Raw genomic sequence first — 12,706 nt, forward strand, 5'->3', positions numbered from 1 at the left:
AGTCAGACCACTTTTGAAATTTAGTGACTAATTTTCGTTAACATAAACTATCGACATAGCTTGGACAGTGTAATCCTTTTCGTAACTTTTTTCCTTCTCATAATGATATTGGATAGTATTAACTTTATTTAAAGTAATATTATTTAAGAGCTCATTAATTTTATCAGAGATTTGACTGATATGCCCTTTCAATTTTCTAGCATCTTGAAATTTGTCCAAATAGGTAAGAAATATGAAAAAACGGTTATTATTACAAAACAATCGTTCACCTTGGTATTTATAGTTCCACCATTCCAATATTTTTGTATTTTCAATGGTAGAAATAACGATTTGTTTTCTAGCTTCTGTAATTTCAGATAAAAATTTGGATATCACTGGATCACTGTCTTTTTCTTTCAGCTCTTGTATTAATTGGTTTGTTTTCAACCCTCCCATTTTAGGAAGAGATAGTCTCTTTTTATTCGCCTTATAGATATTTTTAATCTTTTCGCTTTCGCTTTTTTCATCGGATTCTATTGGGATAAAGTCATCAAATCCATCTGTATTTTCATGTACCCCTTTTGAGAATAGGTTAAAATAGTCATCAGAGATATGTGTTATTTTAAGGTCGAAAGGAATTAATTTATCTTCAATCTTTACAAAAAAGTCAATATCGTGAATTTTTCTAAGCGTAGGTATGACATTGGGATGTTTTACTAATGTTAGTTCAATCAAGTCATTTGCGGTTTGATTATAAAAAGACCAAAGAGCGTAGTTTCGTACCTTTGTTAATAGATTATTGTCAAGTTCATTTTCTAGAATCTGAAACTCTTTTATATTTTTATTTCTAACGAATGATTTTAGCAGAGAATCGACCTTGTCATCTCTGATTCCTGCACTATGAATAGGGATTTGAGATAATAGCTCGTTAAGTCCTTCAGCCTCTTTTTCACGCTCAAGAACTAATTTATTTCGCTGTTCTAAAATGAATTTTTCAATAATAGAGGTTTCAAAATCAGAATTAAACAGTGCATTCATTAAATCAAATTCTTTAGAATATTCCACTTCTTTTTTATTTTCCTTATAAAAATCTAGGATGTATTTTTTATTCATACTTCGAATCATTAAAAAACGATCTATACTTCTTTCATATTTTCTAGAAAATTCTATTAAGTCTTTGTTTGATTCAAATTCTTTATGCATTGTGGTGTATAGGTTCATGGTAAGTTCCTCAAAAATGATTAATATATTTTAGTTATAACTAGCTTAATGGTTGCTTTTTTATAGAATTGGTACTTGTTTATTCAAATCATTGTTCATCATCAACCCCATTCAGGAAACCATAGCGCCCATACCTATGATTTTTTGTAAATTCAATATAATTAATGTCATTATAATTAAGCTTTGGTAGATTTCTAGAGTTTTCAATGACGATTAGTTGTCCTTCGTAAGCTGAAGACTTAAAGTATTCAAATAAGGCAATTTGCATACTTTCTGGAGTATCATTTTTTTCCCCTTCATCTAAGCCTAGTAGAGGAGTATCAAAAATGTAGAAGAATGGTTTATATTGAGCCTGTTGAGAGAATATTTTTCTTAAAGCTAAAACTACAACAGTATTTAAATATGCAATAAAACCTTTACCATATCGGGCAATCTTCTTCTCATTCATTAGCATAATATCAAATTCTTTCCTATCAAAACGACTAAAGCTGGCTTTGTCAAAAGCACACTCAGCTAGGATTGATTGTATATTTTTAGTCATATACTGCCAAAACTGAGCTGGGTATTCGTCTTTGGGAAGATACTCGACTTTTTCATTCTTCTCATTTTCTAAATCATCAATATCTTGAGACCAATTTTCTACCAATTTATTTATAGTTTCAATATCACTTTTTGTTTTGATGTATGATTTATACTGCTGAATTCTATAGGAAAGTTTTTTCTCATCAGGTAGCAAGATATTATCAATTTCAGCTGAAATCATTTTCTTTTGCAGTTCAAGATTAGTTTTTGACTCTAATAGTACTGAAATATTTTGTTGTAAATCAGTATTCGTTTTGTTTAGAGTTTCAATTTTACTAATTAAAGTGGTCAATTCCTCACTGAAAGAGTCAAGATGATGTTCCAATGAATCTTGATTGATGTGATTATTACAGACGGGACATAAAGCTGAGTCTGCTACATTTGCTAATTCATTGTGTGACTCTACAATAAACGATAATCTATTGAAGTCAGATTGATATTGACTTGAAAGTTCATTGAAACGATTGAGTAATACGGATTTCTCAGATAGTTCAGAATCAATTTTTGCAATTTGCTGCAGTAGATTTTCATGTTTTGAATTTGTACTAGTGAGAGTATTTCGCAAGTTATGTAACTTTTCTGATAGTTGATCAATTTCAGTTTCAATATCTATGACTGATTTTTGGTCTAATTCTTTTGCTAGTCGATTGTGATGCTCATTAAACTGGACTATCTTTGAGCTAATATAGTTTTTTACAGAGTCATGTCGTATTTTTCTTTCTTCGGCTGATTCTTGTTTCTTGATTTCAGAAAAATCTTTTCCATAAAGCAAGTAAAGAAGTGCTGATAGGTAAGCTGTTCGTTGGTTTGGCATCTGAGGTAGTAAAATTGATGTAGGACGATTCATATCATTTTCATGAATTATCCAAGAATTTATAAAGGTTCTAACCCCAAGTTTTTGTGTCTTAAAGTTTTTATTTTTAACCACTGTAACTGGAGGAGTAATTCCAAAAACTTGAAGCCAGACATTACTTATTGGCTCTTTGTTTTTACTCTTGTTTTTTGAGTAGTATTCCCCTGAAAGAATACTTGGAAGTGTAGATTCAACAATAATGGTATCTTCTTCGAGGTTTCGACTTAAAATAACTAGACTATCGTCAACTGAAATTTCTAAAGTAATGGTATTGTAGTGTGTTGAAGGAGAAAAAGGGAGAGAAGAGCTACCAGTAAGATAGTCAATGCACTTAACAATGCAGGTTTTCCCGACATTGGAAGGTCCTGTGATAATGTTAAGTCCTTTATTAAAATTTATTTCAGATTTTTTATGTATTCCAGTTACAGTTAACTTTTTCAAGTAAGATGCTTCCATAATAATCATTCCTTATTTAGAATATGTTCATGAGTAAATGCGAGCAATTCTAAATCACTCATATTTTTTAAAGTATTGTAGATGCTATTGGTAACTACCTTATAGGAACTAGCAAAATCAGAATTCAGTTTGTCGACTAAATCTTGACCTTTTTGAGTTATAGAAATTTTACCTATTTTCCCTTCATCTAATCTTATAAGATGTTTTGATGCCAATAGTAGAATCGCTTTTTTTACTTTTTCATGCCTGACAGTCAATTGTACTGAAGAATAAATGCTATCTCCATACAGGTTGATTTCACTAAATTTGAAATCCTTAGCATATAAGCTTAAAAAATTAATTAACCAAAGTCTATCGAGTGATAGGCTTTTTTTATTTAGGCAATTAATTGTGATTAAACATTGCATAGCTACTTCTGAAGTAGTATCAAATATATTATTCATTATCATCTACCCAGTTAAATTTGCCATCGTTTACTAGTGAATGACAAAGACCTTTCTTTTCAGAGTTACCAATGAAGTTCTGGATTTGTGTTATCTCAGGTTTTGAAAATGAAACCGTTGTGATATGTTTGAGTGTTTCAGTAACTTTTTTGAATGAAGTTTTGTAATCTTCAAACAGAATATCACTAATTGAATCATAGGTTTCTTGCTTTAGTAGTGCAATTTGTTGTTCACTATCTTTAAAGCCGTCTCTAATAGCCCGTAATACATAATCAGCGTTGAAGAAATTCACTCTTTGATCATGTAAGTGATTTCTGTACTTTTGGGGGAGATTTTGGACATTGTAATAATCTGTTTTTGGATTACCATCATTTTCAGAGTATGCAATTAAAAGTTGCTTACTGTAAACATCTTCAAATTCAACTAGAGAATCAGGAATAGGTCCTTTTTCTGGTAACTGAAGATACTGTGAGCCAATAACTATTTTTCCATTTTCATAACGGACTTTTGTAATTTCAATTTCACCAACAGATGGCAGTTCTTTTTTAAAAGTTTGGATACCTACTTTTCCTTGCAAAAAATTAAGAAAAAGTTGAGCACAAATTTCAGAAATTTCCAGTTCAGAATCATCTGTATAGAGCCCATATTGATGTAAGGTATCAGCTAGTCTATCAATGGTGTCGACTGTTAATTGATTTTCTATATGAGTTGTAAGAGCAGAGAGCTGAATAATTTTGATAAGCTTGTTAGCTTTATTCTTAGATATTGTATTGCCGGATGGCGAGAAATACCTATTAATTGTATCGGGCGCCAAATTGGAGAGGGGATTATCATCAGGATTCTCGATTGAATTTTCAATTAGTGTATTGAGAAATTCACTTTTCGACATCTCTCCCCCTATGTTGACGTATAGCAAATTAAGGAATTCTGCAAATTGCACTCATTATCACCTCCTTTTTTCCGATAGTATCCGAAAGCCTCCGAAACCATACGAGGTTAAACTTACAAATAAAGTATACTTTGTAATGTAAACCTCTCCCTAGATATAGATTTATTTACTAATAATTATATCAGAAAAATAAGGTTTTGTAATTTTATAATGAGTGCGTTTACAAAGTTACTATCCAACCGAAACCTTGCCCTTGATCACGGCCTCTGACTTCAAAGGTGGAAGTTGTGAATAGCAGTTCAGTCTGTGAAGTCGACTGACCATGATTTAGCAAAGGAAATGCTGATGTGGTCAGAAATAAAATTTAATAGTTTTTTTGGCATGAGTTATTCCTTTGTGAACGAAGGAATAGGTGACAAGACATGCCAATTAATGAACAACAACGCAATTCAAAATACACTCCAGATCGCTATAAAAGTGAAAAGGCATATAACGATGTACCTTGTGCACTTAATCAAGTTCTTGCTCCTTTTGTAATTAGAGATAAGGAAATGAGACAGAGCAAAGATATTAACCCTAAAAACTTAAAAACATTTAAGTTTTATGGGAAAGCTGTACTTGTAGGTTTTGTACCAGTCTTTATTGAGGATTTTGACAATGTCATTAAAATCTTCAATATGGATGTTAACGAGTATCTTAATCGTTTTACTAAAGGTAATGACTTATCTTTAGATGAGATGTTGGATAAAATGTCTAATAACGAAGAAGTAGGTTTCGATCCTACTGGAGTAGACTCTCACGAAGAGATTATTATGATGTTAGAAACAATTCGTGAACTGATAGAAGAAGTAGAACGTCGAAATAAGAAATATGGTAAAATCCTAAGACTTATTTATGAGAATATGGATATCGCAAAACAAGATATTATTTCTACACTTGGAATGAAAAAGACTCAAGGTTATGAAGCTATTAAGAAAGCTCAAGCAATGGCTAAAGAAGTCTACAGAGAATTAAACCAATAATAAAAGAAGTCCGCTATCCTATTAAGGATGCGGATTTTTCTTTAGTCTTTTTGATAGAAGTAACATTCATACCCTTCAGCTCGTAGATTGATGTCTCTCATCCAGATTGGAGAAATGGACATTTGATTAGATATTTCATCTAGATTTTGCTTTGGCAAGCACTCGATGATAAGCTCATCGTGAATATGACCAACGATTTTCTTGTCTTTTAGTTGTTTTATCGAATGGGCTAGTATATCTCGACTAATTCCTTGAACTATGTTTTCTACAAACTTTGGACCATAACTTTCCAATCTTTCCCAGTGTTTTGCAGAACCGGTCCCTTCATAAGTTACCGATTCACCTCCGAATTGATTCTCCCCAATTCTTGGTTTCACATAAGCTAATCTTCGTCCAGATGGGAGAGTAATAAATAACATTCCTTTTTCTACACTGAATAGAATTCCATGACTTTCCGTTTTGGTTTGTTCCTTGATAGCAGTCTTGACGGCCTTATCGATATCCCACCATAAAAGGACAATGTTAGGATTGGCTGTTCGCCATGAATCAACAAGAGGTTGTAGTTCTTCTTCAGCTAATCCCATTTCAATAGCTCCCATTGCTTTAAGAGCACCTACAGAACCACCATAGCCTAGCGCTAGCTCTGCAATCTTTCCCTTTTGACGTAAGTGTGCATTAACTCCATGTTTCACTACAGGAACGTGGAACATTTTACTGGCACTGGCGCAGTAAATATCATCTCCTTTATTAAAAACTTTAGTTCTCCACGTTTCACCTGCAAGATGGGATAGAACACGAGCTTCAATAGCAGAAAAGTCACAAACGATAAATTTCTTTTTCTTACTAGGAATAAAAGATGTTCGAATAAGCTGTGACAGTGTGTCCTGAACATCGTAGAGAAGTTCAACAGTATCACTATCTCCAGACTGAAAGAGTATTCTCGCTTCATTTAAATCTTTTAAGTGGTTTTGTGGTAGGTTTTGAAGTTGTACCAGTCGTCCAGCCCATCGCCCAGTACGGTTTGCTCCATAAAATTGGAACATTCCTCTTACACGTCCATCTTTACAAACACAATTCATCATTGCCTGATATTTGGATACACTTGACTTCGCTGATTGCTGACGTAATTTTAGAACCCTTGCTGTTTTATCATCAACTTTTTGTAAAAGATTATTTACAGTCTTTTTATCGAGTGAGTCTGTTTCAATATTGTGCTCACGTAACCAACCAATCATCTGTAGAACGGAGTTGGGGTTTTCAAGACCTGTTAAAGCTTTCAATTCTTCTTGGATTTTTGCTTTACTCTCTGCATCAATTTTGATAGCTGACTGGACAAAGTCAACATCAACTCCAATACCGCAGTCATTGATATTCTGATCAAGGTGGTACTCATCCCATACAAAGTCAGGAACTGGGAAGTTTTGCAACCTTTTTTTGATTGCTAGTTCAACTTCTACATCTCGTTTATTATATTCGATGAAATATTTCCATTTCTCTGGCGCGTGATTTTCATAATTACGTGTTCGACCACCATTTATTTTTGTGGGTTTACAAGGAAGGCAGAAGTAGCGAATTAATTCACTCCCAACTTTTAGTTTTTGTTCACTAAGTTTAAGAATTGTACCTACACCTTCAAGTGACAAGGGCAATCCCAAATAAGCAGACCAAATCATGCTACATCGCCAAGAGTTTGGGTATAAAAAGTTCTCGTTAAGTAAGGTAGGGTAATGTTTCTTAATCCAATTAGACAGGCAAATGCGCTCAAATGTTGCGTTGAAAGCCCATTTAATGACTGTATCATCAATTAAGGCTTGTAGGATGAAATTTGGAAGTTCATCCTTAGTTAGGTCATAAACAATTACAGGAGCATTATTGATAGATACTGCTAGAAGAAGGATTTCAAAAGATTCATCTTCCGCATATCGATAGACTCCAGTTTTCCGTAGGTCTACATCACAATATGTTTCTATGTCTACTGATAGTTCTTTAATTTGCATAATTCATCCTTTCTTAAAAAGGTGGCAGAAAGAACTGCCACCATGTTTTAGTGTTTATTTCTGCGACTAAAGAATCGTTCTCTCTCATATCTGATGTCATTGCGAATACTAACATATAAAAGATGGCTGAGTAAAGCGATTGTGAGACAAGATGCAACAGTCCATAGGAATTCAATTATTGTCATTTGCATTCACCATTTTTTGTTTTCTCTCTTTTTCTGATCGGATATCATCTCGAATTGTCATAAATGCAGCATATAGTCCAGTGAATAGCCAAACTGACATTAAGATAGTCATAAAAATTGAAAAAATCATCTTTCATATCTCCTTTCTTAGTTTAAGAAATCATCATCGTCTGTAGCGAAGTCATCTTCAGCACTTGTACGACCTCCCAGAGGCTCACCATCTCGCAATTTTTGCAGGTTATTAAGACCGCAAGCAATTCCCTTATTTCCGTTTGAATTGAAAGCGTAGAAGGAGATGCTGGCACGTCCATAGATACCGGAGTATAACTCTGAAGTATCAATGATTTCTTGACGGTTAGCATCAACAATACCAGGTTTATGTGGAGAGTTCGCATTTACGAAGTAAGCATTGCGATAAGCTTCATCATCAGGACGTTCCAAGTCGCCATCACGAAGTGGAGTTTTCAAAACTTCTAGGGATGGAACAGATTTTCCGTTCCCTTTTAGTTTAGATTCACCTTCTTTATAGGCTTGCTCAATTGCTGCTTTAATTTTATCAATAGTTTGAACATCATCTTTTGAAATGATGAGTGACACGCTATACTTTGGTTTACCACCATTAATAGCTTTTGGTTCATTAGCGTTTAAATAACTAAAACGTGTATCTTTTCCTGTAATTACTTTTGTTGTCATAAGTTTAGTCCTCTATAAAATCTGTTTTTGCTAGGTTCATTTCTTGACGATTATCATCAATTGGAACGAGTGTAGGTTTTCCATTTGGTTTAATAATTAGATTACCAAGAAGCTCATTAAAGGCTTGCTTTCCAAGCAATTTAGTCATCCCAGTAATGTTCAGTAATTTCTTTTCATAGGGGTCAAATCCTGCAGCAGTTACTGTTTGAATTACTTTATTTTCATCTGAGAATTTTCGAATAGAACGTCCTTCAATTAGCTTGTAACCTGGGATTGTATGGCCATTTGTAGCTAGATTTAAAGCATGATTTCTAACATCGTTAGCCCATGTTATCAATAGTTCAATTTTTGGTAAAATCTCCGATATATCTTTATTACTGAGAGTAGCAGGATCAGCAAATTCCATCTTGGCAAGTTCTAGATTATCTTCTGCACGTTTGCGGCAGATGCTTTTTATTTTGCAGAACTGGCAGTGTTTTCCTGATTTCATTTCTCCTTCACCTCTGAAAGCTAGTTCAGCTTTAGGAGCTAGTTCAGTTACAGCCCAGTGTAGTAGTTTTTCTTTGTCCATTTCAAATGTTGAGACATTATTCTTTCGTGGTTGGAAAATAGTCATTGTCACTTTATCAAAACTGTATAAGTCTTCAAACATTTCTAAAGCACCTAAAGCATAGCACATCATTTGGGGGTTATGATCAGCATCAACCAGCACACCGAGACCGTGTTTATAATCGATGATTTGGAGTAAACCATCAGCTACAATAATACAGTCTCCTGTACCAAAACCTTCTGGAACCCATTTTGAGAAATCTAGTCGCTGTTCAACAAGAACGGTTGGATCTCTAGAATATGTTTTTGCAATTTCTATCTGTTCAACTACATAGTTCCGATATTCTTCTGCGCAATGTTGCATTTCTTCATTATAGAAAGTTAAGTTTTCAGTAGGATCACGCGCCTTACGTCCAAGTGCACTCTCAACTAAATAGGCACACAACTCATGGGCATCTGTTCCTTCCAAAGCATACGTTGATACCTTATCTTCTAGTTTTTCGGTTAATCTTACTGATGGTGGACAATTTAGCCAACGATGAGAAGCAGAAGCGGATAATACAGCATGATTAGTCAATACCAATACCTCCAGCCTCTTCCATTAAAGCTGAGTAGTTTTTAGGATCTAATTTTGAAAGTGAATCAGCACCATAAGCTTTTAGCAAAGCTCGAATCTCATCTTTAAATCCTTCACTAGCTTTTGTAGCAAGCACACCTCGAAGTTCTTCAAGAGTAACAGGTTTTGGTTCTTCCATAACTTTTTCGTGATTTAAAGAAGTGTTTTCCTCAGACAATAGTTCTTGAAACTCTTCTATAATTCTTAACTGGCACTTTGCTGATTCCTTCATTTCATTTAATAAGTCATTCAGTTGTTTCATTTTGCTCATATTGTTCGTCCTCCTTGATTTTTTTAGCTAGTTGTTTTGAGATAACACTGATGGCAGTTAGTGTATCTACTAATTCTTCATCGTGTTCAATCAATTGTTCTTTTGTCATTTCACATCCTCCTATCTTTATAGGTAAGAATCACTTTAGAATTTCCGGATTTCAAAAATATTTTTCTATTCGATTTCTAATTCTTACACCTGTATAGGTAAAAAGAGATAATTGAATTCCGGTTTTTTCAAAAATTAATAAAAAATTTAAAACAAACAAAACTCTCCCTTTGACATATAAAGGAAGAGTATTTTTTTTGGAATAAATTTCTACGGAACCGGAAAATAGCAAGTAAATTTTACCTATAAAGATAGAAAGAGAAATAGACTCTCAATTTATTAGCTGATTAAGGAGGAGTTTCGGATGCAATTTTCGTTATGTCATTCTGGAAAGACAGGTATCCAAACAAGTACTGTATATCCCAATAAAGTCAGAATAACAGATGACAAATCATTATTGAATGCAGTTCAATACGATCATGTAGGTGCAGAGTTTACCAATCACACTCGCTCAAACTCAAATTTTATAAAATCAAATGTTATTGTCATGGATATTGATAATGACAAGACAGACAACCCTGACGAGTGGGTTACAGAAGAGAACATTAAAGAAATCTTTATTGATTATAACTTTGCTTTGGTTACTAGTCGAAACTATATGTTGTCTAAGGGCGCCATGATAGCACGCCCAAAGTTTCATATTTATTTCCCGATTAATGAAACGAACGATAGGGAAGCTTATGTTGCTATGAAAGAAGAGCTCACGAATAGGTATCAATTTTTTGATGATAATGCAAAAGATGCAGCAAGGTTCTTCTTTGGTAATCCAAATGCAAAAGTCATATGGAATGATTCCTGGATGACTATCGATGAAGATTTACTTCAACTTAATCCTATAGAGATAGAAGAAGATTTTGATGCTGACTTTTATAGACCATCTAAAGGAACTATCGCTGAGGGAAGTCGAAATTCAACCATGTCAGTTTTTGCGGCTAAAATTCTTAAAAGATTAGGAGTTACACAAGAAGCAATAAGTGGTTTTGATGAGCAGGCATCCAGATGTGAACCGCCATTAGAAAAATCTGAACTAGACACAATTTGGGGAAGTGCAGTTCGATTTTACAATAAGACTATTAAAGATTCAGATGATTATGTTTCGCCAGATACCTTTAATCGGCCTTCTTTAAAACCGGATGATTTTTCTGATATCGGGGAAGCTGGAGTATTAGCTAGAGAGTATGGTGATGTTTTAGCTTATACAAATGCGACAGACTATTTAACTTTTAATGGTCAGTATTGGAAAGAAGATAAACAATTGGCCATAGGAAAGGTTCTTGAGTTTATGGACTTTCAACTAGCAGATGCTCTTGAACAATACGAAAAGTCCGTTATAGAGTTAGTCAACTCTGGAATTGATGAATCAGTAGTTCGTGAAGGTGGTAAAGCTCTTGCTAAAGTGATTGAAACACCGATTCAACAAAAACTTCATTCTATTTATCTTTCCTCAAAATCTTATTATCAGTTTGTTATGAAGCGAAGAGATTATCGCTATATTACTGCGACTCATAATACTGCAAAACCAATGCTAGCCATTGATTTATCAGAACTTGATAAGGACGATATGTTGCTCAATACTCCTAACGCTACCTACAACTTAAGAAATGGACTTAGGGATTACCATGAACATGACCCAAAAGACTACATCACTAAGATAACCACGGTTTCTCCAGGTGATGAAGGCTTGGGATTATGGAAGGAAACTTTAGCTACTTTTTTCTGTAATGACCAGGAGTTGATTGATTATGTACAGGAAATCATCGGTATGACAGCAATCGGAAAAGTCTATCAAGAACATATGATTATCGCTTATGGCGGAGGAGCCAATGGGAAATCAACCTTTTGGAATACAATCGCTAGAGTACTTGGAAGCTATTCTGGCAAATTATCTGCAGATGCTTTAACCATGAATAATAAACGAAATGTAAGTCCAGAACTTGCTGAGTTAAAAGGGAAACGTCTTGTTATTGCTTCTGAAATGGCAGAAGGAATGAGATTGAATACAGCAGTTGTGAAGCAGATTACCTCAACTGACGAAATTCAAGCAGAAAAGAAGTATAAGGATCCATTTCATTTTGTTCCATCTCATACGCTGGTACTTTATACGAATCATTTACCAAAAGTTGGAGCGAACGATGAAGGAACTTGGCGACGTTTGGTCGTTATTCCATTTAATGCCAAAATTAGTGGTCGTTCAGATATCAAGAATTTTGCGGATTATCTGTACGATAATGCTGGGCCAGCAATTTTATCGTGGATTATTGAAGGAGCGGAAAAAGCCATCAAAGCAAATTTTAAAACATCAGTTCCAAAAGCAGTAATAAATTCTGTCAAATCCTACCGTGAAGCTAATGACTGGTTGGGGCATTTCATCAATGAAAGTTGTGTCGTGGGTGAAAAATTAAGTGAGAAATCAGGAGAATTGTACAGTAAGTATCGTGCATATTGCCTTCAAAATTTAGAATACACACGAAGTACAACTGATTTCTATGCTGCACTTAATCAAGCTGGTTATGAACGAAAACGAACTAATAAAGGGAATTTTATTATGGGGTTATCATTAAAAGCTGATGACGATGATTTTTTAAACTAATGACTTACACAAGTGAGGGTGTATCTCCACTAGATTTTAAATCAAGTATTTTTGGAGTGTAAGTCGTTGAAGTATTCAGTGAAAAATATTTTGTGAAGTATGGTCAAAAAGTTTATGGATTAAGTTCCACGACTTCCATTTTTTTGTTTAGTGTAAGTCAATGATGGTCTTTTCTAAAACTATCTCTATAGGAAATATAACTAAGAAAAAGTATATAGGGAAAGTTTAGGATATTACCTCATTAGACCTCCA

Annotated in this window: 11 protein-coding genes; 2 read left to right on the plus strand and 9 right to left on the minus strand. The window is 34.0% G+C overall.

Annotated elements, in window-relative coordinates; translation table 11 throughout:
• Positions 1–27: 27 nt before the first annotated feature.
• The 4 genes from I2H52_RS02670 to I2H52_RS02685 all read right to left on the minus strand — a co-directional run bounded on the left by I2H52_RS02670 (position 28) and on the right by I2H52_RS02685 (position 4,423).
• Entirely contained in the window at positions 28–1,200 is a 1,173-nt protein-coding gene (locus I2H52_RS02670; RefSeq protein WP_195594070.1) for a hypothetical protein, read from the minus strand.
• Positions 1,201–1,288: 88 nt separating this feature from the next.
• A complete protein-coding gene (locus I2H52_RS02675) occupies positions 1,289–3,091 on the minus strand; it encodes an AAA family ATPase (RefSeq protein WP_195594072.1) in 1,803 nt (600 codons plus the stop codon).
• 5 nt (positions 3,092–3,096) lie between these two features.
• Complete coding sequence (locus tag I2H52_RS02680) at positions 3,097–3,534, minus strand: ABC-three component system middle component 2 (RefSeq protein ID WP_001059494.1); 438 nt, start codon at positions 3,532–3,534, stop codon at positions 3,097–3,099.
• Positions 3,527–4,423, minus strand: a complete 897-nt coding sequence (locus tag I2H52_RS02685; protein WP_142321380.1) for an ABC-three component system protein — start codon at positions 4,421–4,423, stop codon at positions 3,527–3,529. The genes I2H52_RS02680 and I2H52_RS02685 overlap by 8 nt, the downstream gene beginning before the upstream one ends.
• Before the next feature lie 422 nt (positions 4,424–4,845).
• On the opposite strand from I2H52_RS02685, the gene I2H52_RS02690 reads away from it, so the two are divergent.
• The gene (locus I2H52_RS02690; protein ID WP_195594075.1) at positions 4,846–5,445 is read left to right on the plus strand and encodes a hypothetical protein; all 600 of its coding nucleotides are present in this window, start codon (positions 4,846–4,848) and stop codon (positions 5,443–5,445) included.
• A gap of 41 nt (positions 5,446–5,486) precedes the next feature.
• Here I2H52_RS02690 and I2H52_RS02695 read toward each other — a convergent pair whose 3' ends face one another.
• The 5 genes from I2H52_RS02695 to I2H52_RS09785 all read right to left on the minus strand — a co-directional run bounded on the left by I2H52_RS02695 (position 5,487) and on the right by I2H52_RS09785 (position 9,865).
• Positions 5,487–7,442, minus strand: a complete 1,956-nt coding sequence (locus I2H52_RS02695) for a DNA polymerase (RefSeq protein WP_195594078.1) — start codon at positions 7,440–7,442, stop codon at positions 5,487–5,489.
• 332 nt (positions 7,443–7,774) lie between these two features.
• Positions 7,775–8,320, minus strand: coding sequence for a DUF2815 family protein (locus I2H52_RS02700; protein ID WP_000208941.1), 546 nt, complete (start codon positions 8,318–8,320; stop codon positions 7,775–7,777).
• Between the two features lie 4 nt (positions 8,321–8,324).
• Positions 8,325–9,446: a DUF2800 domain-containing protein gene (locus I2H52_RS02705; protein WP_195594080.1), complete on the minus strand. Its 1,122-nt coding sequence runs from the start codon at positions 9,444–9,446 to the stop codon at positions 8,325–8,327.
• Positions 9,439–9,756, minus strand: coding sequence for a hypothetical protein (locus tag I2H52_RS02710; RefSeq protein WP_004241321.1), 318 nt, complete (start codon positions 9,754–9,756; stop codon positions 9,439–9,441). The genes I2H52_RS02705 and I2H52_RS02710 overlap by 8 nt, the downstream gene beginning before the upstream one ends.
• Positions 9,731–9,865 (minus strand): hypothetical protein, encoded by a 135-nt coding sequence (locus I2H52_RS09785; protein ID WP_000159742.1) that lies wholly within the window; start codon positions 9,863–9,865, stop codon positions 9,731–9,733. Before I2H52_RS09785 ends, I2H52_RS02710 begins: the two co-directional genes overlap by 26 nt.
• A gap of 303 nt (positions 9,866–10,168) precedes the next feature.
• On the opposite strand from I2H52_RS09785, the gene I2H52_RS02715 reads away from it, so the two are divergent.
• On the plus strand, positions 10,169–12,454 hold the full coding sequence (locus I2H52_RS02715; RefSeq protein ID WP_195594083.1) for a phage/plasmid primase, P4 family: 2,286 nt from the start codon (positions 10,169–10,171) through the stop codon (positions 12,452–12,454).
• The last annotated feature ends 252 nt before the right edge of the window (positions 12,455–12,706 follow it).

The organism is Streptococcus oralis (assembly GCF_015561235.1).
GTDB lineage: Bacteria > Bacillota > Bacilli > Lactobacillales > Streptococcaceae > Streptococcus > Streptococcus oralis_BK.

What these genes read in the sequence shown, in the direction of transcription:
- I2H52_RS02670 (WP_195594070.1), bottom strand. Translation starts at nt 1,200, where the DNA reads ATGAACCTATACACCACAATGCATAAAGAATTTGAATCAAACAAAGAC.
- I2H52_RS02675 (WP_195594072.1), bottom strand. Translation starts at nt 3,091, where the DNA reads ATGGAAGCATCTTACTTGAAAAAGTTAACTGTAACTGGAATACATAAA.
- I2H52_RS02680 (WP_001059494.1), bottom strand. Translation starts at nt 3,534, where the DNA reads ATGAATAATATATTTGATACTACTTCAGAAGTAGCTATGCAATGTTTA.
- I2H52_RS02685 (WP_142321380.1), bottom strand. Translation starts at nt 4,423, where the DNA reads ATGTCGAAAAGTGAATTTCTCAATACACTAATTGAAAATTCAATCGAG.
- I2H52_RS02690 (WP_195594075.1), top strand. Translation starts at nt 4,846, where the DNA reads ATGCCAATTAATGAACAACAACGCAATTCAAAATACACTCCAGATCGC.
- I2H52_RS02695 (WP_195594078.1), bottom strand. Translation starts at nt 7,442, where the DNA reads ATGCAAATTAAAGAACTATCAGTAGACATAGAAACATATTGTGATGTA.
- I2H52_RS02700 (WP_000208941.1), bottom strand. Translation starts at nt 8,320, where the DNA reads ATGACAACAAAAGTAATTACAGGAAAAGATACACGTTTTAGTTATTTA.
- I2H52_RS02710 (WP_004241321.1), bottom strand. Translation starts at nt 9,756, where the DNA reads ATGAGCAAAATGAAACAACTGAATGACTTATTAAATGAAATGAAGGAA.
- I2H52_RS09785 (WP_000159742.1), bottom strand. Translation starts at nt 9,865, where the DNA reads ATGACAAAAGAACAATTGATTGAACACGATGAAGAATTAGTAGATACA.
- I2H52_RS02715 (WP_195594083.1), top strand. Translation starts at nt 10,169, where the DNA reads ATGCAATTTTCGTTATGTCATTCTGGAAAGACAGGTATCCAAACAAGT.